The sequence below is a fragment of the Bradyrhizobium sp. JYMT SZCCT0180 genome (assembly GCF_018130165.1).
Classification (GTDB): domain Bacteria; phylum Pseudomonadota; class Alphaproteobacteria; order Rhizobiales; family Xanthobacteraceae; genus Bradyrhizobium.
In genome coordinates, this window is sequence record NZ_JAFCLZ010000002.1 from 25,516 (window position 1) to 46,206 (window position 20,691).

The window sequence follows — 20,691 nt, forward strand, 5'->3', positions numbered from 1 at the left end:
ACAAGCCCGCCCCAAGACGGACATCTCGACCTCATGACCACAGCCATCCTGTTCGCCTTCGCCTCGGCCGGCTTCCTGGGCGCGGGCGTCGTGACGGCGCAATTCGGGCTGCGAACGGTCGAACCGCTGTCGGGAGCCGCGATCAGCGTCCCCTCGTTCACGCTATTGTTCCTGCTGGTCTCGCCCCTGCTACTGGCCGGCGAGCCCGTGGTCTGGCGGGCCCTGCCGATCTTCGCCGCGATCGGGCTGGTATTTCCGGCGATGCTGACCCTGCTGACCTTTGCCTCCAACAGCGCGCTGGGCCCGGTCGTCACCTCGACGCTCGGCAATCTGGCGCCGCTGTTCGCAGTCGCGCTCGCCGTCGTCCTCCTGCATGAACCGCTCCACCCGCTGCAATTCGCCGGCCTCGTCATCGCGGTCGCCGGCGCCGTGATCATCACCGTGACCCGGCCGCGCGACCTCGGCGACTGGCGAAGCTGGGCATTGTTATTGCCGCTCGCCAGCGCCTTACTGCGCGGCGTGGTGCCGCCGATCGTCAAGCTTGGGCTCGAAATCTGGCCGAGCCCGCTCTGGGCCTGCCTGATCGGCTATGTCGTATCGTCCTTCGTGGTGCTGATCGTGCAGCGCGTCCGCAAGGGGAGCTTCGTCGTGACGGCGCCATGGCCGGGCCGGTTCTGGTTCGCCATGACCGGCCTCTGCAACGGCCTCAGCCTGCTGTCGCTGTTCGCCGCCCTGCGCAACGGCCCGATCACGCTGGTCGCACCTGTCGCCGCGATCTATCCGCTCGTCACCCTGCTGCTCAGCGCCATGGTGCTGCACCACGTACGGATCACACCCCGCATCGTCGCCGGCGCGGTGTTGACGGTTGCCGGCGTGGCGCTGGTGCTGGTCGGCTGATGTTGCGCAAACGGCACGACACCATTGCTCCCTGCGCGGCTGTGCAAGCCGGCAGCCGCCTGTCACAATCGCGGCCTTGCCGGAGTATCCTGTGAAGGCCGCCGTCCAACCACCGTCCACCACGCACCCCGCGTGGCTGATCCTCGTTCTGTCGCTGGCGCCGACGATCGGTCTTGGAATCGGCCGCTTCGCCTATGCCCTGGTGCTGCCGGACATGCGCGACGCGCTGGGCTGGTCCTATTCCGCGGCCGGCTTCATGAACACGATCAACGCCGTCGGCTATCTCGCGGGCGCGCTGCTCGCCTCGCGCATGATCCGGCGGTTCGGGCTGACGCGAACGCTGCGCTGGGGAACGCTGGCCGCCGTCATCTCGCTGGCGCTCTGCGCCGTCTCAGGCAATTTTTTCGTGCTGAGCTTTGCCCGGTTGCTGGCGGGCATCGGCGCCGCGGGCGGATTCGTCGGCGGCGCGGCGCTGGCGGCCACGATCGCGCAGACGCGCCCCGAGCGCGCCAATTTCCTGCTCAGCCTGTTTTATGCCGGGCCCGGGCTCGGCATCCTCGCCTCGGGACTGATCGCTCCGTTCGTGCTGCAAGGTTTTGGGCCGGGATCGTGGTGGATCGTCTGGTGGGCGATGACACTGCTCTCCGCCCTCCTGATCATGCCGCTGCTGCTGGCGCCGCTGGGCGGTGGCGTTGATATCGACAGCGCGGCACCGGCCAGATTCTCGGTCGGCCCGGTGCTGCCCTATCTCATCGGCTACTTCCTGTTCGGCGCCGGCTACATCGCCTACATGACCTTCATGATCGCCTATGTCCGCGATGGCGGCGGCGGCGCGGCGGCGCAAAGCCTGTTCTGGAGCCTGATCGGGATGAGTGCGTTCGCAACGCCCTGGGTATGGCGGCGGGTGCTGGCGCTGGATCGCGGCGGCCTCACCACCGCAATTATTCTGGGCGTCAACGCGATCGGCGCGGCGCTGCCGATCTTCGGGCACTCGCCGCTGTTGCTGGCAATCTCGGCGCTGGTGTTCGGCGTCGCGTTCTTCGCGGTGGTGGGATCGACCACCGCCTTCGTGCGCTTCAACTATCCGCCGTCCGCCTGGCCTATGGGGATCGCGGCGATGACCATTTCGTTTGGCATCGGCCAGACGCTGGGGCCGATCGTGGTTGGCGCGATCACCGACGCGGTGGGCAGTCTTTCGTTTGCGCTCAACGTTTCCGCGGCGATGCTGGCGACCGGCGCGGTCTTGTGCGCGTTTCAGAAGCGGCTGAAGACGACTGCGTAGGGTGGGTGGAGCTAGCTTCCGCTGAACGAATTATATCCCTGGTCTTCCCAGAAGCCGCCCTTGTAGTCGTTGGTGACTTCCATCGAGATCACGTATTTCGGATTCTTGAAGCCGAGTTTTGTCGGCACCCGAATCTTCATGGGGAAACCATAGGCGCGCGGCAGGATTTCATCGCCGAATTTGAACGTCATCTGGGTCTGCGCGTGCAGCGCGCTGCGCATGTCGAGCGGCGAATTGTAGCCGTCCTTGTCGGCGCACTGGAACCAGACATATTTGGCGCGCGTGTCGGCGCCGACGATTTGCAGGAAATCGCGCAGCGGCGTGCCGGTCCAGCTGCCGATCGCGCTCCAGCCCTCGACGCAGATGTGGCGCGTGACCTGCTTGACCTGCGGCAGCTTGTACAATTCCTCGAGCGTCCACGACTTCTTGTTCTCGACCAGGCCCCGCACCTCGAGCTTCCAGTCCTTGGCCTCGATCTCGGGGGCCTCGTCGAGGCTGTAATAGGCGTTGAACGGGAACGGCTTGGTGATCGCGCTTTCCGGGAAGGTCGGCGCCAGCGCATCGGGATTGAACATCCATGCCTGCACGCCGTCGTTGAATTTCGAAACCTGCTTCAGCATTTCCTCGGCCGAAAACTGGTCCGTCACGTCGCAGCCGGTGAGCAGCGTCAGCGCGCCGAGGCTGGCGCCGCCGGAGATGAAGCGCCGGCGCGTCAGGTCCGGCATCGTCTTGACGGCGTCCTTGAGCAACAGGGTCTTGTCGACGCCGGGGATTAGAAGGTTGCGAAGGCGGCCCATAGTCATTCTCCTCAACGACCGATGATCATGGCGCGAAGGCTCTTCGGCACCAGCAGCGCAAGTACGACATGCACCACCATGAAGGCGACGATCGCGGCCATGCAGAAGAAGTGGACGTAACGGGCGGCTTCATAGCCGCCGAACATGGCCGTCAGATATTGCAGCTGCACCGGTTTCCAGATCGCCAGACCCGACAGCACGATCAGGATACCGACCACGATGATGCCGGCATAGAGCAGCTTCTGCACGTAATTGTATTTGGTCAGATCCTCGTGCGACAGCTTGCCGGTCAGCGCCGCCTTGGTATCGGCAAGCACGCCCTCCGGCGTGATCGGCAGCAGCTTCTTGCGGAAGCGGCCGGTGGCGAGCCCCAGAGCGAGGTAGATCAGGCCGTTGACCATCAACAGCCACATCGCGGCAAAGTGCCAGAGCAGCGCGCCGCCGAGCCAACCGCCCAGCGTGATGCTGTCCGAGAAGGTGAAGTCGAACAGCGGAGAGGCGTTGTAGATCTTCCATCCCGACATGATCATCAGGACCATCGCAAAGGCGTTGGTCCAGTGCAGGGCCCGCACCCAGGCCGGCTGAATGACTTTGGCCTTGGGCGTCGCTTTGGCGCTGGCTTGGTCGCTGGCGGTGATGCTCGACATGGCCTGATCCGTCGTTGCAATGGGCTACCGGTTTATACGCCGGGAACCGGGTTTTCGTTACTGCCCAGATGCTATCAGATCGATGCAGGGGGCGTATCGAGGTCACAAAAAAGCGAGCCGGGTCGCCCCGGCTCGCCCATCCACGCATCCCGTTGGGACTAATCAGGCGTGCGCGGAGATCACGAAGCCGGCATCAGCACGGTATCGATCACATGGATCACGCCGTTGGACTGGTTGACGTTCGAGATCGTGACCATCGAGGTTCCGCCCTTGGCGTCGACGATCCAGACCTTGCTGCCGTCGAGCTTCACGGTCAGCTGTTCGCCTTCGGCGGTCTTGAGCTTCATGCCGTCCTTGAGGTCGGCTGCGGCGAGCTTGCCGGGCACCACATGGTACGTCAGGATCTTGGTCAGGGTCGCCTTGTTCTCAGGCTTCACCAGCGTGTCGACGGTGCCGGCCGGCAGCTTGCCGAAGGCGGCGTTGGTCGGCGCGAACACCGTGAACGGGCCTTTGCTTTCCAGCGTGGGAACCAGACCGGCGGCCTTCACGGCGGCGACCAGCGTGGTGTGGTCCTTGGAGTTGACGGCGTTCTGGACGATGTTCTTCGAGGGGAACATCGCGGCGCCGCCGACCATCACGGTCTTTTCTTCCGCGCTGGCCGGTGCGGACACAGTGGCGGTGAACGCGAGCACGCTGAAGGCGGCGGCGGTCAGATAAGCAATACGGTTCGACATGGATCTTCTCCCGATGATTGAGGTCTCCGGCGGGGGGCCGCCGGTGCTGAGAACAACGACGCTGGTCGGTTGACCGTTTTCGTCGTCGTTGGCCGAGCTACGGGAGGTTTTTCGGGCAGTTTCGGCGGATAATTTATCGTGATGGCTGAAACTTTCGGGAGGGTGGTCCGTGGGGGCTTCGTTGCGAAGGTGTCCAGTTCCACCCACAACTGTCATCACCCGCGAAGGCGGGTGATCCAGTACGCCGCGGCTTCTCGGTTCAATCACTGGCGTCTCTGGAATACTGGCTCACCCGCCCCCCGTGCGCAATTGCGCACTCGGGCGGGTGACGACAACTGAATATGTGGCTGCATTCTCGCGACGCATTGCGCCCGAGGTTTTCAAGTTCGTTCCGCCCTCTAAGAATCCAGAGGGCGCAGGGAATGCCGGATGCGCGCTGCACCCGCGGTCTCGTGTGCGATTGTGCTAAAGAAGCTGCACACGAGCATACAGGGCAGCGGAGAACATCCGACATTCCCTGCGCAGTGGCTTTACAGCTTATAACGCGCTCTCCCCGGTGAGACGGCCTCTATTGCCACCGTCACTGCGCATGGCGTGAGCCCTTGCGCAGCTTGACGCCGTTACGGGCGCCAGGACCACACGCTTTCGCCGTACGCCTTTGCTGCGACCGTCAATCGCAACATCAACGTCCACCGCATCCCCGCCCCTCGTCATGACGACGGCCGACGCCCCTCTGAATGGGACGGGATGGCTACTGATGTGCAGGTGATTTGGGGTCAAAGGGAAGAGAAATATTTTTGATTTTCGGAAATTTAGGACTTGACATGATTTCCGTAAATCAGAACTGATTTGCCCGTCGGGTTGTTTTGCCGCAGTTCTATCCGCCGTCATTCCGGGGCGATGCGCAGCATCGAGCCCGGAATCCATCGAGCGACAGCGCATGCGGCCTGATGGATTCCGGGCTCGCGCTACGCGCGCCCTCAGATGCGCAATTGCGCATCGGGGAATGACAAGGTGCGTAACGACAGTTTCCATGCTCGCCACACGAACGGTCGGCTCCCTCCCCCGCACGGGAGGGAACGAGAGAGCAGCTCACACAAACATCTACGCCAATTCTTCCATTGCTTGCTCGACCGGCCGATCCACGAGGTCAGCGCGCGCCAGGCGCACCGTGATCCCGACCTTGCTGAGCGTATGCGGGATCGGCGGGCTGAACTTGGCGACGCCAACGGTGATGGTGTCGATCAAGGCGAAGCGCCGCAGCAGGCCGATCGCAACCGCTTCCCCGAGCGCTTCCAGCGTTTGGTATTTCGTCGCGCCGGCAAGACTGACGGCAGCGTCCACCACGGCATCATAGCGGATCGATGCATCCAGCCTGTCGTCCCGGTGCGTCGGCGCCGCCTTCAACGTCGCGTCGATGTCGAAGGTGAATTTCTGGCCGAGGCGGCGCTCTTCCTCGAACAGGCCGTGATATCCGAAGGTCTGCAATCCGGATATCTGGATGGTCGTCAACATGGGCCGCTCCTTCATCAGAAGGTGGATCGGATTTTTTCCGATTGCCCAGGCGCGCGGCTGAAAATCTCGCGCTTCCCGATGGTGCCCCATCTGCGATCGCCAGTCGCGCGAGAGCCTAGGTATAGCGGGAGAATGTATGCGGCTCAAGCTTGTAGGGTGGGCAAAGGCGCGCTTGCGCCGTGCCCACCACAATTTGGCGTCATAAGTGGGCACGCGGAGCCTGTCATCGGGCGCGCATTCGCGCGACCCGTTGGCTTTGCCCACCCTACGATCTCTAATCGTTGCTCGCCGGCGTCTGGATGAAGCCGCGATTGTGTGTCGGGCTGATCAGTATCTCGTTGACGCAGACGCGCGGCGGCAGGCTGGCGACGAACGCGATGGTGCGGCCGCAATCCTCGGGCTGCAGCATCTTCGCCAGTTGGGTTTCGTTCGGCGGCACCGGGCGCGATTTCAGGATCGGGGTTGCGACCTCGCCGGGCGACAGGCAGCAGGCGCGCAGCCCGTTGACGCATTCGTCCATGTTGAAGGAATGGGTCAGCGCCAGCACCGCATGCTTGGTGGTGGTGTAGGCCGGGCCCGTCATCTTCGAGACATGACGACCGGCCCAGGACGCGACGTTGATGATGCAGCCATCCTGCTGCTTGCGCATCGCCGGCAGCACAGCGTGCATGCAGAACATGACGCCGTTGAGGTTGATATTGACGACCTTGTCCCAGCCCTCCGGTTCCACATCCGCCCAGCTCCGCTTCGGTACGTTGACGCCGGCACTGTTGACCAAGAGGTCGATCCGGCCGTGCTTGGCGAGGATCGTTTCCGCGGCCTTGTTGACGTCGGCCCTGTTGCTGACATCGAGCGCGATCGCCTCGGCCTTGCCGCCCTTTTTTGTGATGCTGGCCACGACCCGGTCCAGTTCTGCCTGGCGGCGTCCCGAGACCACGACGGTCCAGCCGTCCGCCGCGAGATGCTCCGCGCCGGATTCACCGATTCCCGTGCCGCCGCCGGTCACCCAGGCCACGCGTTTCCCATTATTTGACATGCAAACTGTCTCCGTTGCTTTTTGAGGGGCCTTTTTGCTAATCCAGCCACCTGATGCCCCTCAGGGAATGTTGCATGAACACCACCGCCAGCGCCAACCTGTTTTCCCGCCTGTTCGACAAGCTCGACGATCCCGCCCGGCTCGCGATCGAGATGCTCGACGGCACGCGCATCAGCTATGCCGATCTGATCGCCCGCGCCGGCCAGATGGCGAATGTGCTGGTCGCGAGAGGCGTCAAACCGGGCGACCGCGTGGCGGCGCAGACCGAAAAATCCGTGCCGGCGCTGGTGCTCTATCTTGCCGCCGTGCGCGCCGGCGCAGTGTATCTGCCGCTCAACACCGCCTATACGCTGAACGAGCTCGAATATTTCATCACCGACGCCGAGCCGTCGCTGGTGGTGTGCGATCCCTCCAAGGCGGAGGGCATCGGCGCGATCGCGGCCAAGGTCAACGCCAGGGTCGAAACGCTCGATGCCAACGGCAAGGGCTCGCTGACGGATGCCGCCGCCAAGGCGGACACTTCGTTTGCAACGGTCGCCCGCGCCAGCGACGACCTCGCCGCGATCCTCTACACGTCGGGCACCACGGGCCGTTCCAAGGGCGCGATGCTGACGCACGACAATCTCGCCTCGAACTCGCTCTCGCTGGTCGATTATTGGCGCTTCACTGGGGACGACGTGCTGATCCACGCGCTGCCGATCTACCACACCCACGGCCTGTTCGTGGCGAGCAACGTCACGCTGTTCGCGCGCGCTTCGATGATCTTCCTGCCGAAGCTCGATGCCGAACTGATCATCAAGCTGATGGCGCGCTCAACCGTGCTGATGGGGGTGCCGACCTTCTACACGCGGCTGCTGCAGAGCCCGGCGCTGACGAAGGAATCCGCCAAACACATGCGGCTGTTCATTTCCGGCTCCGCGCCGTTGCTCGCCGACACCCATCGCGAATGGTCTGATCGAACAGGTTTTGCCATCCTCGAGCGCTACGGCATGACCGAAACCAACATGAACACCTCCAACCCCTATGACGGCGACCGCGTGCCCGGCGCCGTCGGCCTGCCGCTGCCCGGCGTCTCGTTACGCGTCACCGATCCCGAAACCGGCAAGGAGATCGCGCGCGACACCATCGGCATGATCGAGGTCAAGGGCCCCAACGTCTTCAAGGGCTACTGGCGGATGCCGGAGAAGACAAAAGCCGAGTTCCGCGATGACGGCTTCTTCATCACCGGCGATCTCGGCAAGATCGACGACAAGGGCTATGTGCACATTCTCGGCCGCGGCAAGGATCTGGTGATCTCCGGCGGCTTCAACGTCTACCCGAAGGAAATCGAGAGCGAGATCGACGCCATGCCGGGCGTGATCGAATCCGCCGTGATCGGCGTGCCGCATGCGGACTTTGGCGAAGGCGTCACCGCGGTCGTGGTCTGCAACAAGGGCGCCGACATCAGCGAAGCCTCGGTGCTGCAAGCACTCGACGGCCGTCTTGCAAAGTTCAAGATGCCGAAGCGCGTCTTCGTCGTGGACGAATTGCCGCGCAACGCGATGGGCAAGGTGCAGAAGAACATTCTGCGGGATACTTACGCAAAGATTTACGCAAAATAGAGCCGTCCCCCGTCCGGGTGAGCCTGAGCCTGAGCCTGAGCCGGCGAAGCCGCGCTGACCAGTTCCACGACGGAAGTTCCATGACGACGAGTTCCGCGATGGCGAGTTCCATGACGCGCGGCGCATGTGAACACTTTTTGGGCATTGCCACTTAACCGAAAAATTCCGTTTCGCGGATAGCGTGACGAATGGCTCGTTGTAACTTCCGTAATATTACGGTCGTTTTGGAACAGCGAGCCGGTTTGATTTTCGGAAGCGACGGCGATCGGGCCAAACCGCCTTCCAGGTAAAGTTATCGATGTTGCTGCATGTCGTCGCAGATCAACCGGATCGAATCTCGACGCTCCGCATGCTGCTGGGGGCGCAGTGCAGCGTCAGCTCGTCCCTGCTCCGCAAGGAACACAACGTCCCGAAGAATTGCGACGCCGCCATCGTCAGCGTCGATCTTCGAGACGCCGACAACATCGTCGCGCTCAAGGAGCTGTCGGCGAAATTCAAGGGCGCCAGGCGAAAGATCTTCATCATCGACCAGAAGGCGCGGCTGTTTGCGGCGCAGGCCTATGCGCTTGGCGCCACGCACGTGCTGTTCAACCCGGTCACCGCGCGATCGCTGCTCGCGGTGCTGATCGACCCCGGTTCGATCGAGCTCACTGACGACGCCGGCGGCCGGGAAACCGGCCAGGGCGCGCGCGGCGCGGCCTCGGCAGGCGCCGCCTCGCTGGCGCTGATGTTCGCCGCGGTGCTGCATGGCCAGCCGATCGACGTCGCGGACGCCAAATCGGCCGCCTGCAAGATTTCCAACTGCGTTGCCGAGGATGGTCTCTCCGAATGGCTGGAAGTCGTCCGCCGCCACCATGAGGGCACCTATCAGCATTGCCTGCTGGTGACGGGAACGGCGGTCGCCTTCGGACTGAGCCTGGGGTTGGCCGAAGCTGACATCGAGCGGCTGTACTCGGCGGCGATGTTCCACGACATCGGCAAGGCCAGGATTCCCCTCGCGGTGCTCGACAAACCCAGCCGTCTCGAGCCGGGCGAGCGCGCGTTGATCGAAACCCATCCGGCGGCCGGGCACACCATCCTGAAGGGGACGCGCGGCATCTCGGCGGAAATCCTGCACGCGGTCCGGCACCACCATGAATATCTCGACGGCAGCGGATATCCCGATGCGCTTTGCGCCGAAAGCATCTCCGACCTGGTCCGGATCCTGACCATCGCCGATATTTTTGCGGCGCTGATCGAATTTCGCCAGTACCGCCCCGCGATGCCGCGTGCGCAAGCCTATGAAATTCTGGGCTCGATGCACGGCAAGCTGGAGGCCCCGCTCGTCAAGGCATTCCGGGAAGTCGCCTTGAACCGCTGAGGGCGTGCGGTCGCGTGCCGCTTCATGTCGAGGATGCTTCCTACAACAGGCTGATCACAAACCGGCTGCCGACGATGAAGAGATAGCAGCCGAACGCGATCTCCAGGTTGCGCTTTGACAGCGCATGCGCCGCGCGCACGCCGAGCGGCGCCGTGAGAAGGCTGGTCGGCATCACAAGCAGGGTGCCGATCAGCGAGACGAAGCCGATCGCGAACGGCAGCTGCAGCGCGGTGACATCCGGGTAGCGCGCCGCCGCGGGCCAGCCGGCATAGATGTAGCCGAGCGCGCCGGGGATCGAGATCAGCACCGCCAGCGCCGAGGAGGTCGCGACCGCCTGATGAATGGGACGGCCATAGAACGTCATCAGAAGATTGGCGAACAGTCCGCCGCCGACCCCCATCAGGGTCGACAGCAGACCGATGAAGAAACCATAGAGCCGCATCAGCGGGCCCTTGGGGATGTCGTCGCCGAATTTCCAGTTGTCGCGCGCCAGCAGCAGGCGCGCGGCCGCCGACCATGCCACGCCGACGAAAATGATCTTGAACAGCCGCTCGGGCGCGTAACGCGCGGTGATGCTGCCGGCGATGACGCCGATGATGATCGGCAGCCACCACAATTTGAGTACGCCGAGATCAACCGCGCCGCGGGCGTGATGGGCGCGAAACGAACGGATCGAGGTCGGGATGATGATCGCCAATGATGTGCCGATGCAGAGCGGCATCCGCACATCCAGCGGCACGCCGGCAAGCCGGAAGCACTCGTAGAACACCGGGACCAGGATCGCGCCGCCGCCGATCCCGAAGATGCCGGCGAAAAACCCCGACACCGCGCCGACCGCAACCAGCATCAGCGCCAGTTCGACAAGCTCGACGAGATTAAGTCCGGCCATAAACAATCCCGCCTGCACGTTGAGGAACAATGCAGCGTTACCCGACGAATCGCGGCGCGACCATTGCCGCGCCGGCGGCAGTTCTCGCGATCAAATGCAGGGCTTGAATTGCAAGGTCGGGGCCGGGGACGCGCGGTCAGGGCGTGCGCTGGATTCGCATATCCGGTCGGCTCTGCGGGAATAGCGTGGACGCGCTCGGGGACGGCCACGAAGGGACGCCGTCCGCTCCTCGACCTCGGGCCGCCGGTCACGCTACCGTCGACCCCTTTATTCACGCAGGCGGCGACAGCTCACTACAACAAGCGAACAAAGATTCGTTCTTTCCCTGCGCGAGCGCAAGCGTGGTATACCAAGTCGCTGATCGCCCTCGTTTCATCCTTGATCTAGTAATGAACGACCGTTCGATTTCGTGGCATTTGATCGTTGCGCTCGCTGGTTCGACTACGTAAATAGAATTGCTTTAACGCGATCCCCGATGGGCCGCACCACGTCCCGCCAACTTCAAAGCCGCCGATGACCGCCAGGATCGAACGACCGCTTTCTCCTCATCTGCAGACCTACCGCTGGACGCTCACGATGGCGCTGTCCATCGTCCACCGCGCCACCGGCGTGGCGCTGTATTTTGGAACCCTGCTGCTGGCTTGGTGGCTGATCGCCGCCGCTTCCGGCCCCGGCGCCTACGCCAATGTGCAGGCTTTTACCGGCAGCTTCATCGGACGCCTGATCGTGTTCGGTTACACCTGGGCGCTGATGCATCATCTGCTGTCGGGTCTGCGGCATCTGGTCTGGGACCTCGGCTACGGCTTCAAGGCCAATGAGCGCGAGGCCCTGACCTGGGGCGCGCTGATCGGCGGTATTTCGCTGACCATCCTGGTCTGGATCGTCGCCTACATGACCATCGGAGGCGGACGATGAACGCGCCCAAGTCGCCTTCCATGCGCACGCCTCTCGCGCGCGTCCGCGCCCTCGGCTCCTCGCATTCCGGTACCTCCGATTTCTGGCGTCAGCGCCTCACCGCTGTCGCGATGACCTTGCTGATCGTGCCTGTCATCGTGGTGGTCTTGATGCTGCTCGGCAGCAACCAGGCGGGCGCCAAGCAAATCTTCAGCTCGGTGCCCATCGCAATCATCATGCTGCTCTTCATCCTCGCCAGTGCCTGGCACATGAAGATCGGCATGCAGGTCGTGATCGAAGACTATGTGCACAATGAGAAGATCAAGCTCGCCAGCGTGATGGCCAATAATTTCTTCTGTATCGCGGTGGCGCTCGCCTCAATCTACGCGATCCTCAAAATGTCATCGGGAGTTTAACCCATGGCTTCTAAGAATTCGGCGACTGAAGGTAACGGCAAGGCCACCAACGGCAGTGGTCCCGCCACCAACGGAAAAGCCTATCCAATCGAAGACCACACCTATGACGTGGTGGTGGTCGGCGCCGGCGGCGCGGGCTTGCGCGCCGTGGTCGGCTGCTCGGAAGCCGGCCTGCGCACCGCCTGCATCACAAAAGTGTTTCCGACCCGCTCGCACACGGTCGCGGCGCAAGGCGGCATTTCGGCCTCGCTCGGCAACATGCACAAGGACGATTGGCGCTGGCACATGTACGACACCGTCAAGGGGTCGGACTGGCTCGGCGACCAGGACGCCATCGAATACATGGTGCGCAACGCGCCTGAAGCCGTCTACGAACTCGAACATTGGGGCGTGCCGTTCTCGCGCACCGAAGACGGCAAGATCTACCAGCGTCCGTTCGGCGGCATGACGCTGGATTACGGCAAGGGGCAGGCGCAGCGTACCTGCGCCGCCGCCGACCGCACCGGTCACGCCATGCTGCACACGATGTACGGCCAGTCGCTGCGCCACGCCGCCGAGTTCTTCATCGAATTCTTCGCCATCGACCTGATCATGGACGACCAGGGCGTCTGCCGCGGCGTCATCGCGCTCAAGCTCGACGACGGCACGCTGCATCGCTTCCGTGCCCAGACCACGATTCTCGCCACCGGTGGCTATGGCCGCGCTTACGCTTCCTGCACCTCGGCGCATACCTGCACCGGTGACGGCGGCGCGATGGCGCTGCGTGCCGGCCTGCCGCTGCAGGACATGGAGTTCGTCCAGTTCCACCCGACCGGCATCTACGGTTCGGGCTGCCTCGTCACCGAAGGCGCGCGCGGCGAAGGCGGCTATCTCGTCAATTCCGAGGGCGAGCGCTTCATGGAGCGCTATGCTCCATCCGCCAAGGACCTTGCCTCGCGCGACGTGGTCTCGCGCGCGATGACCATCGAAATGCGCGAAGGCCGCGGCGTCGGCAAGAAAAAGGACCATATCTACCTGCACCTCGATCATCTCGATCCCAAGGTGCTGCAGGAAAGACTGCCGGGCATCTCCGAATCGGCGAAGATCTTCGCCAATGTCGACGTCACCCGCGAGCCGATCCCGATCACGCCGACCGTGCACTACAACATGGGCGGCATCCCCACCAATTATCACGGCGAAGTGCTGACCAAGCGGGACGGCGACGACAACGCCACCGTGCCCGGCCTGATGGCGCTCGGTGAGGCCGCCTGCGTCTCCGTGCACGGCGCCAACCGGCTCGGCTCCAACTCGCTGATCGACCTCGTCGTGTTCGGCCGCTCCGCGGCGCTGCGTTGCGCCGAGAAACTGACCGCGAACGGCAAGCAGCCGGAACTGCCGGCGGACTCCGCCGAACTGGCACTCGGCCGGCTCGATCATTATCGCTACGCCTCCGGCGGCACGCCGACCGCAAAACTGCGCGACAGCATGCAGCATGTGATGCAGAGCAATTGCGCGGTGTTCCGCACCGGCGAAGTCCTGAGCGAAGGCCAGAACCTGATCCACAAGGTGCATGGCGGCATCGGCGACGTCGCGACCACGGACCGCTCGCTGGTCTGGAATTCCGACCTGATCGAAACCCTCGAATTCGACAATCTGATCGTGCAGGCTGTGGTGACGATGGACTCGGCGGCCAACCGCACCGAGAGCCGCGGCGCCCACGCCCGCGAGGATTTCGCCGAGCGCGACGACAAGAACTGGATGAAGCACACGCTGGCGTGGATCGACGGGCGCGGCAAAACCACGATCGATTACCGCCCGGTGCACGACTACACGATGACCAACGACGTGCAGTACATCCCGCCAAAGGCGCGGGTGTATTGATGACGAGGGCGGCAGGAATTGCTTTCGTGGCTCTGCTTGCTACGCCAGCCTTCGCGGCCGGGGACGCTTTCGAAGGAGGAGCGCCTTGGTGGGTAGCTGCTCTCGCGTACGGAGTTCTCGTGGTCCTTGCTGCTTTTCTTGCTGCTGGCCTGGGGTATTTCCTGCAAGGATTTTTGCAGCTCCGGAACGCGCTGATTTCGTTGACGATCGTTCCGGCTGGTTTACTGGCGTGGGTCGCGACCGTTTATGGTTTCGAGAAGGCCGCGGCTGACGTGCCTCTCCTCCTGCTCTCCTTGGCCCTCATCGGTTCGTTTTTCGGACTGGGATGGTGGGTTGGAGTGAGAGACGCGACACGCCAGTCGAACCGAAAGCTGGCACTCAACACTGGAAGCAATCATGGTTGAATTCGCACTGCCAAAAAACTCGAAGATCACCGGCGGCAAGGCCTGGCCGAAGCCGGCGGGCGCGACCGAGACGCGCGAGTTTCGGGTCTATCGCTGGAATCCGGACGACGGCAAGAATCCGAGCGTCGACACCTATCACATCGATACCAGCGAATGCGGGCCGATGGTGCTCGACGGCCTGATCTGGATCAAGAACCACATCGATCCGACGCTGACCTTCCGCCGCTCCTGCCGCGAGGGCGTCTGCGGTTCCTGCGCCATGAACATCGATGGCCAGAACACGCTGGCCTGCACCAAGTCGATGCACGACGTCAAAGACGGCGCGGTCAAAGTCAACCCGCTGCCGCACCAGCCCGTCGTGAAGGATCTGGTGCCTGACCTGACCAATTTCTATGCGCAATATGCCTCGATCGAGCCGTGGCTGAAGACAACCACGCCGACGCCGCAGAAGGAATGGAAGCAGAGCCACGAGGACCGCGAAAAGCTCGACGGCCTCTACGAATGCATCCTGTGCGCCTGCTGCTCCACCTCGTGCCCGAGCTACTGGTGGAACAGCGATCGCTTCCTGGGCCCCGCCGCGCTGCTGCAGGCGACGCGCTGGGTTAGCGATTCGCGCGATGAAGCCACCGGCGAGCGGCTCGACAATCTCGAAGACCCGTTCCGGCTCTATCGCTGCCACACCATCATGAACTGCGCCAAGGCCTGCCCGAAGGGTCTCAACCCGTCGGAAGCCATCGCCGAGCTCAAGCTGAAGATGGTCGAGCGGCAAATTTAGCTAATTTGTGCCGAGTAGCCCGGTCAACGGCCAGGCCGACGCCGCGCAAAGTTTCAGCTTCCGCGCCGCTTTGTTCCGTTACAGGTTTGACGTAAGATTCGCTCCGGAGCAGGAGCGCCCGTGCAGACCGCACAACGCAATTCGCTGAGATTGCTGCAATGGATGATGGCGGCCTCGCTGGCCCTCCCGCTGGCGCTCTTCATCTTTGCATCCGCGGTTTCCTGGATCTCGATCAACCAGACCGCCGACCGGGAAATCGAGCGCTCGCTCGATGTCGTGCACGAGCACGCGCTGAAAGTGTTCGAGACCATCGACCGCAGCCTGTCTGAAATCGGCGAAATCATCCGCGGCATTCCCGACGTCGGCATTACTTCCCGCGAGGAGACGCTGCATCAGCGGCTGAAGCAGCTTGTCGGGTCGCTGCCGCAGGTGAAATCGACCTGGATCTTCGACGCCAGGGGCCACGCGCTCGTCAACAGCCTCGTCATGCCGCCGCCCGAGATCGACTTCTCGGACCGGGATTATTTCAAGGTCCATGTCGCCGGCGACATCGGAACCTATATTGGCGAGGCGCTGACGCCACGGCCGCCCTATCAGGGCGCGCCGTTCTTCGGCTTCAGCCGGCGCCGGCAAACCGAGGACGGCAGCTTTGCCGGCGTGATCCAGGCGTCGGTACTGCCGGAATATTTCGAGAAATTCTACGCCCGGATCGGCCGCGAGCCCGGCAGCTTCTTTGCGCTCGCTTTGACCAATGGCGCGGTGCTGGCGCGCTATCCGACCGTCGATCAGGAAGCCCGCCTCGACCTCTCAGGAACGGTCGGACAGCAGATCGCGGCGAACCCCAAGGCCGGCCTCATCACCGTGACGTCGCCCACCGACGGCATCGAGCGCCGCCTCGGCTACCAGCGGCTCGCCGAATATCCGATCTATATCAGCGCCGGCCTTGAGACGTCGGCAATCCGGCAGCGCTGGTTCTCCACCATCAGCCAGCACCTGATCTTCGGCGCGCCGGCCACCGCCCTGTTGTTTTTCCTGCTCGCTCTCGCGCTGCGTCGAACGCGGCACCTTTACGCCGAGGCTGCCAAGCGGCAGGAGGCCGAGGAAGCGCTGAAGCATGGCCAGCGGCTCGAGGCGCTGGGGCAACTCACCGGCGGCGTCGCGCATGACTTCAACAATCTGCTCACCGTGATCCGCGCCTCCGTCGATCTGTTGCGGCGGCCGGACCTGCCGGAGCCGCGCCGGCTGCGCTACATCGACGCGATCTCGGACACGGTCACGCGCGCGGCACGACTGACGAGCCAGCTGCTGGCGTTCGCACGCCGCCAGACACTCAAGCCGGAACTGTTCGACGTCGGCCAAAACGTGCAGATGCTGAGCGAGATGATCAAGACGCTGATCGGATCGCGGATCGAGATCGAGATCCATGGGCCGACCGAACCATGCGTCGTCAATGCCGACGCCGGGCAGTTCGAAACCGCGATGATCAACATGGCGGTCAACGCCCGTGACGCCATGGACGGCCGTGGCAGGCTGACCATCACGGTGCACACGGCAACCGAATTGCCCAGCGACGTCGCAGGTTCGCCAACTCCGCGCAACCAGGATTCCACCAGCCAGAATCGCGCCGGCCAGAAACCCACCGGCTATGTCGCCGTCTCGGTCGAGGATACCGGCGTCGGCATTCCCCAGGAGCAGTACGGTCGCATCTTCGAACCCTTCTTCACCACCAAGGAGGTCGGCCAGGGCACCGGGCTCGGCCTGTCCCAGGTGTTCGGTTTCGCCAGGCAATCCGGCGGCGAAGTGGTGGTGACCAGCGAAGTGGGAGCAGGCAGCGTTTTCACGCTGTACCTGCCGCGTGCCACCGGTGACGGCAAGCCGCAGCAGATAACGGTGGAAGATGCTCCGCCGCTCGACGGCAGGGGCATGTCGGTGCTCGTGGTCGAAGACAATATCGAGGTCGGGAAATTCGCCACCGACGCGCTGGCCGAACTCGGCTACGGCACAACCCTGGTCGACAACGCCACGCACGCGCTGGAAGAACTGGCTACTGGCGCCGACCGCTACGACGTGGTGTTCACCGACGTCGTGATGCCCGGCATGAGCGGCATCGAGCTGGCGCAGGAAATCCGCCGTTACCATGCCGATCTGCCGGTCGTGCTGACCAGCGGCTACAGCCACGGCCTGTCCGAAAGCGGCAGCGACGGTCTGGAGCTGCTGCAAAAACCCTACTCGATCGAGCAGCTTTCGCGCGTGCTGCACGCGGTCGCCCACTGGCGCATGATGAAACGCGCCACCGCGACGCGGGCGTCGTGAGCCCGACTCAAAAAGAGATCAATGAAATAGTGCCATGTTCCGCACGTCGTCATGCCCGGCCTTGTGCCGGGCATCCACGTCTTGGCCCGCAATACGCAAGAAAGACGTGGATGGCCGGGACAAGCCCGGCCATGACGCGGGGAGGAGCCGTCAGGGAACCTTCTGATTTTCTTCGCGTTATCGGGCCATGGCCAAGACTGATAGTAAGTCCGATGCGAAGCCCGCCGTAAAGTCCGAGCCTTCCTCGAAGAAATCCGATTCCTCGAAGAAATCGCCTTCCAAGAAAGAAGCCGCTTCCGAAGCGCCATCGGAGGAAAAGGCCGAGATTATCGATGTGGTCGCGGAAGACGGCGATCAAGTCGACCCGCCGCCGCCGGAGGTGGTCGAGCCCGACCCGGAATTGTCGCCGGAGGAGGCCGAGCAGGCGCGTAAGGATTATCTGCTGACGCGATTCTGGATCAGCGCGCGCGGCTATTGGGGCAGAGGCGGCGACCGGCTGGCATGGGTGTTTTCGATCGGGCTGTTGATCCTGATCGTCGTCAATGTCGGATTCCAGTACGGCATCAATGTCTGGAACCGGGCGATCTTCGATGCCATCGAGAAGCGCGAATCCGCCACCGTCTTCTATCTCTCCGCGGTGTTCTTCCCGCTTGCGATCGGCAGCGTGCTGCTCGGCGTCGCGCAGGTGTTCGCACGGATGGGTATCCAGCGGCGCTGGCGGGGGTGGCTGACCAGCTCTGTCATGACGCGCTGGCTGACCAGCGGCCGCTATTACCAGCTCAACCTCGTCGGCGGCGACCACAAGAATCCGGAACACCGCATCGCCGAGGATCTGCGGATCGCCACCGACTCGCCGGTGGATTTCGTCGCCGGCGTCACCTCGGCCTTCCTCTCCGCCGCAACCTTCATCGTGGTGCTCTGGACCATCGGCGGCGCGCTGACGGTGACGCTCGGCGGATCTGTTGTAACGATACCCGGCTTTCTCGTCATTGCCGCGGTCGTCTACGCCGCGATCGCCTCCGGCTCGATCATGGCCATCGGCCGCCGCTTCGTGCAGGTGTCCGAGGACAAGAACCAGGCCGAGGCCGAATTCCGCTACACGCTGACGAGGGTGCGCGAGAACGGCGAGAGCATCGCGTTGCTCGGCGGCGAGGAGGAAGAACGCGACGGTCTCGACAAGAACTTCTCCAATGTGCTGCGGCAATGGTCGCAGCTCGCCCGCCAGCACATGCGCACCACGCTGGTGTCGCAGGGGTCGGGACTGATTGCGCCCGTGGTGCCGCTATTGCTGTGCGCGCCGAAATTCCTCGACGGCAGCATGACGCTCGGACAGGTGATGCAGGCGGCCTCTGCCTTCACCATCGTGCAGACCGCGTTCGGCTGGCTGGTCGACAATTATCCGCGCCTTGCCGACTGGAACGCCTGCGCGCGCCGGATCGCCTCGCTGATGATGTCGCTCGACGGGCTGGAGCGGGCCGAACGCGGCGACGGATTCGGCCGCATCAAGCGCGGCGAGACCGAGGGCGAGGCCATGCTCAGCCTCAACGATTTTTCGGTAACGCTCGACGACGGCACCGCCGTGGTCGGCGAGACCGAAGTCGTGATTGAACCCGGCGAACGGTTGTTGGTGGCCGGCGAATCCGGCACCGGCAAAAGCACCTTGGTGCGCGCGATTGCGGGGCTGTGGCCATGGGGCGGCGGCAGCGTCAATTTCCATCCTGACCGCCGGCTCTTCATGCTGCCGCAGAGGCCGTACATCCCCACCGGCACGCTGCGCCGCGCGATCGCCTATCCCGGCGCCGCCGAGGACTGGAGGTCCGAACAATTCTGCGAAGCCCTGCACAAGGTCGGCCTCGACCATCTCAAGGAGAAGATCGAGGAAGAGGCGCCGTGGGACCAGACTTTGTCGGGCGGCGAAAAGCAGCGGCTGGCGTTCGCGCGGCTGCTGCTGCACAACCCCGACATCGTGGTGCTGGACGAAGCGACCTCCGCGCTCGACGAGAAGAGCCAGGACAAGATGATGGAGATCGTCATCAAGGAGCTACCGAAAGCAACTATCGTCAGCGTCGCCCATCGCGCCGAGCTGGAAGCCTTCCATAGCCGCAAGATCGTGCTGGAACGGCGCAAGGGCGGCGCCAAACTCGTCAGCGACGTCGATCTGATCCCGCGCAAGGGCAAACGCCGCCTGCTCGGCCGCTTCTTGCGCCAACGCAAGCCGCCGGCAAAAAAGGCGGCGTGAAAACTAAATGTCGTCCCGGCGAAGGCCGGGACCCATACGCCGCGGCCGTGCTTGTTAAAGGCGGTGGTCGGCGACTTCCTTAACTCACAACGCCCTGTGGTTATGGGTCCCGGCCTTCGCCGGGACGACGCTAGCGGTTGGAGTCCTCGCTAAAAGTCGCTATGCATGCGCCGCTTTCCATCGAGGATATCAGTTTGAAGCCCGACAACGACCCCACGCCCGCGCCGTTCGGCGCGTTCGCACCGAATGCTGCGCAGGCCGCGATCATTGCGCTGGCCCACCGCTCGCGGCTGAAGCGCGGCGCGTTCCGGCCGATGCTGTCGCGGCTGGTCAATGTGCTGCGCGCGGGGCCGGTGGACGTGCAATACCAGGGCGCATCGTTTCGTTTCTATCACCAGGCCAGCGCCACCGAGCGCGGCGCGCTGTTCAATCCGGACTACAACATCGAGGAGCTGGATTTTTTGCGCGCGCACGCCCCTGGAGGCGGCGTATTCGTCGATGTCGGCGCCAATGTCGGCACCTATGCGCTGGCGCTCGCGCGCCATGTCGGCGCCAGCGGCAGGGTGATCGCGATCGAGCCGCATCCGGTCACCCATGCAAGGCTCGCCTTCAACAACACCGCCTCCGGCTTTGCCCAGACCAGACTGGTGGCCGCGGCCGCCGGTCCCGCCGATGGCGAGCTGATGATCGAGACCGATGGCGACAATCTCGGCGCAAGCCACATCGTGTCGGGGCAGGCCTCGAGCAAGGCGATCAAGGTGCCCTCGCTGCGGCTGCAGCGTATCCTCGATGAAGCAGGTGTCTCGCATGTCGATGCGCTGAAGATCGACGTCGAAGGTTTTGAGGACCGCGTGTTGACCGGCTTCTTCAAGGAAGCCCCGCAGGCGCTGTGGCCCCGCGCGGTCGTGATCGAACATCTGTCATCGAATGAATGGCAGAATGACTGCATCGCCGACATGCGCGCGCGTGGCTATGCCGAAACCGGCAAGACCCGCAGCAATACGCTGCTGGTGCGCGGCTGAACCGACCATC

At 63.6% G+C, this 20,691-nt stretch carries 18 protein-coding genes and 1 riboswitch; of the genes, 12 read left to right on the forward strand and 6 right to left on the reverse strand.

Annotation, left to right across the window (positions count from 1 at the left end; all coding sequences use genetic code 11):
* Positions 1–33 precede the first annotated feature (33 nt).
* Both JQ641_RS02725 and JQ641_RS02730 read left to right on the forward strand, forming a co-directional pair.
* Positions 34–897: an EamA family transporter gene (locus JQ641_RS02725; RefSeq protein ID WP_211994312.1), complete on the forward strand. Its 864-nt coding sequence runs from the start codon at positions 34–36 to the stop codon at positions 895–897.
* Between the two features lie 91 nt (positions 898–988).
* Positions 989–2,179, forward strand: a complete 1,191-nt coding sequence (locus JQ641_RS02730; protein ID WP_211994313.1) for a YbfB/YjiJ family MFS transporter — start codon at positions 989–991, stop codon at positions 2,177–2,179.
* An 11-nt stretch (positions 2,180–2,190) separates the two neighbouring features.
* On the opposite strand, the gene JQ641_RS02735 is transcribed toward JQ641_RS02730, so the two are convergent.
* The 5 genes from JQ641_RS02735 to JQ641_RS02755 all read right to left on the reverse strand — a co-directional run bounded on the left by JQ641_RS02735 (position 2,191) and on the right by JQ641_RS02755 (position 6,908).
* Positions 2,191–2,976, reverse strand: a complete 786-nt coding sequence (locus JQ641_RS02735; RefSeq protein ID WP_211994314.1) for a molybdopterin-binding protein — start codon at positions 2,974–2,976, stop codon at positions 2,191–2,193.
* Between the two features lie 11 nt (positions 2,977–2,987).
* Positions 2,988–3,623 (reverse strand): cytochrome b/b6 domain-containing protein, encoded by a 636-nt coding sequence (locus tag JQ641_RS02740; RefSeq protein ID WP_211994315.1) that lies wholly within the window; start codon positions 3,621–3,623, stop codon positions 2,988–2,990.
* A gap of 179 nt (positions 3,624–3,802) precedes the next feature.
* Entirely contained in the window at positions 3,803–4,357 is a 555-nt protein-coding gene (locus tag JQ641_RS02745) for a fasciclin domain-containing protein (RefSeq protein ID WP_211994316.1), read from the reverse strand.
* Positions 4,358–5,461: 1,104 nt separating this feature from the next.
* Positions 5,462–5,872: a dihydroneopterin aldolase gene (gene folB, locus JQ641_RS02750; RefSeq protein ID WP_211994317.1), complete on the reverse strand. Its 411-nt coding sequence runs from the start codon at positions 5,870–5,872 to the stop codon at positions 5,462–5,464.
* A gap of 36 nt (positions 5,873–5,908) precedes the next feature.
* A riboswitch (ZMP/ZTP riboswitch) is annotated at positions 5,909–5,989 on the reverse strand.
* Between the two features lie 157 nt (positions 5,990–6,146).
* Positions 6,147–6,908 (reverse strand): SDR family oxidoreductase, encoded by a 762-nt coding sequence (locus JQ641_RS02755; protein ID WP_211994318.1) that lies wholly within the window; start codon positions 6,906–6,908, stop codon positions 6,147–6,149.
* Between the two features lie 74 nt (positions 6,909–6,982).
* On the opposite strand from JQ641_RS02755, the gene JQ641_RS02760 reads away from it, so the two are divergent.
* Positions 6,983–8,509: a malonate--CoA ligase gene (locus JQ641_RS02760; protein ID WP_211994319.1), complete on the forward strand. Its 1,527-nt coding sequence runs from the start codon at positions 6,983–6,985 to the stop codon at positions 8,507–8,509.
* Positions 8,510–8,807: 298 nt separating this feature from the next.
* Positions 8,808–9,869 (forward strand): HD-GYP domain-containing protein, encoded by a 1,062-nt coding sequence (locus JQ641_RS02765; protein WP_211994320.1) that lies wholly within the window; start codon positions 8,808–8,810, stop codon positions 9,867–9,869.
* A gap of 40 nt (positions 9,870–9,909) precedes the next feature.
* On the opposite strand, the gene JQ641_RS02770 is transcribed toward JQ641_RS02765, so the two are convergent.
* Positions 9,910–10,758, reverse strand: a complete 849-nt coding sequence (locus tag JQ641_RS02770) for a sulfite exporter TauE/SafE family protein (RefSeq protein ID WP_211994321.1) — start codon at positions 10,756–10,758, stop codon at positions 9,910–9,912.
* 513 nt (positions 10,759–11,271) lie between these two features.
* On the opposite strand from JQ641_RS02770, the gene sdhC reads away from it, so the two are divergent.
* From sdhC to JQ641_RS02810, 8 genes are all read left to right on the forward strand, one after another.
* Positions 11,272–11,673, forward strand: a complete 402-nt coding sequence (gene sdhC, locus JQ641_RS02775) for a succinate dehydrogenase, cytochrome b556 subunit (protein ID WP_192739356.1) — start codon at positions 11,272–11,274, stop codon at positions 11,671–11,673.
* A 20-nt stretch (positions 11,674–11,693) separates the two neighbouring features.
* The gene (sdhD, locus tag JQ641_RS02780) at positions 11,694–12,068 is read left to right on the forward strand and encodes a succinate dehydrogenase, hydrophobic membrane anchor protein (RefSeq protein ID WP_211994682.1); all 375 of its coding nucleotides are present in this window, start codon (positions 11,694–11,696) and stop codon (positions 12,066–12,068) included.
* 3 nt (positions 12,069–12,071) lie between these two features.
* The gene (sdhA, locus tag JQ641_RS02785; RefSeq protein WP_211994322.1) at positions 12,072–13,928 is read left to right on the forward strand and encodes a succinate dehydrogenase flavoprotein subunit; all 1,857 of its coding nucleotides are present in this window, start codon (positions 12,072–12,074) and stop codon (positions 13,926–13,928) included.
* Between the two features lie 119 nt (positions 13,929–14,047).
* A complete protein-coding gene (locus JQ641_RS02790; protein WP_211994323.1) occupies positions 14,048–14,332 on the forward strand; it encodes a hypothetical protein in 285 nt (94 codons plus the stop codon).
* Positions 14,325–15,107 carry a succinate dehydrogenase iron-sulfur subunit gene (locus tag JQ641_RS02795; protein ID WP_211994324.1) on the forward strand — a complete coding sequence of 261 codons (783 nt, stop codon included), beginning with the start codon at positions 14,325–14,327 and terminating at the stop codon, positions 15,105–15,107. Before JQ641_RS02790 ends, JQ641_RS02795 begins: the two co-directional genes overlap by 8 nt.
* Positions 15,108–15,227: 120 nt before the next feature.
* Complete coding sequence (locus tag JQ641_RS02800) at positions 15,228–17,420, forward strand: hybrid sensor histidine kinase/response regulator family protein (RefSeq protein WP_211994325.1); 2,193 nt, start codon at positions 15,228–15,230, stop codon at positions 17,418–17,420.
* 187 nt (positions 17,421–17,607) lie between these two features.
* Positions 17,608–19,659, forward strand: coding sequence for an ABC transporter ATP-binding protein/permease (locus JQ641_RS02805; RefSeq protein ID WP_211994326.1), 2,052 nt, complete (start codon positions 17,608–17,610; stop codon positions 19,657–19,659).
* Between the two features lie 194 nt (positions 19,660–19,853).
* On the forward strand, positions 19,854–20,681 hold the full coding sequence (locus JQ641_RS02810; RefSeq protein ID WP_211994327.1) for an FkbM family methyltransferase: 828 nt from the start codon (positions 19,854–19,856) through the stop codon (positions 20,679–20,681).
* The last annotated feature ends 10 nt before the right edge of the window (positions 20,682–20,691 follow it).

Coding starts and splice junctions, on each gene's coding strand:
- JQ641_RS02770 (WP_211994321.1), bottom strand. CDS start 10,758: ATGGCCGGACTTAATCTCGTCGAGCTTGTCGAACTGGCGCTGATGCTG.
- JQ641_RS02765 (WP_211994320.1), top strand. CDS start 8,808: ATGTTGCTGCATGTCGTCGCAGATCAACCGGATCGAATCTCGACGCTC.
- sdhC (WP_192739356.1), top strand. CDS start 11,272: ATGACCGCCAGGATCGAACGACCGCTTTCTCCTCATCTGCAGACCTAC.
- JQ641_RS02745 (WP_211994316.1), bottom strand. CDS start 4,357: ATGTCGAACCGTATTGCTTATCTGACCGCCGCCGCCTTCAGCGTGCTC.
- JQ641_RS02735 (WP_211994314.1), bottom strand. CDS start 2,976: ATGGGCCGCCTTCGCAACCTTCTAATCCCCGGCGTCGACAAGACCCTG.
- folB (WP_211994317.1), bottom strand. CDS start 5,872: ATGTTGACGACCATCCAGATATCCGGATTGCAGACCTTCGGATATCAC.
- JQ641_RS02740 (WP_211994315.1), bottom strand. CDS start 3,623: ATGTCGAGCATCACCGCCAGCGACCAAGCCAGCGCCAAAGCGACGCCC.
- sdhA (WP_211994322.1), top strand. CDS start 12,072: ATGGCTTCTAAGAATTCGGCGACTGAAGGTAACGGCAAGGCCACCAAC.
- JQ641_RS02725 (WP_211994312.1), top strand. CDS start 34: ATGACCACAGCCATCCTGTTCGCCTTCGCCTCGGCCGGCTTCCTGGGC.
- JQ641_RS02805 (WP_211994326.1), top strand. CDS start 17,608: ATGGCCAAGACTGATAGTAAGTCCGATGCGAAGCCCGCCGTAAAGTCC.
- JQ641_RS02795 (WP_211994324.1), top strand. CDS start 14,325: ATGGTTGAATTCGCACTGCCAAAAAACTCGAAGATCACCGGCGGCAAG.
- JQ641_RS02760 (WP_211994319.1), top strand. CDS start 6,983: ATGAACACCACCGCCAGCGCCAACCTGTTTTCCCGCCTGTTCGACAAG.
- JQ641_RS02755 (WP_211994318.1), bottom strand. CDS start 6,908: ATGTCAAATAATGGGAAACGCGTGGCCTGGGTGACCGGCGGCGGCACG.
- sdhD (WP_211994682.1), top strand. CDS start 11,694: ATGCGCACGCCTCTCGCGCGCGTCCGCGCCCTCGGCTCCTCGCATTCC.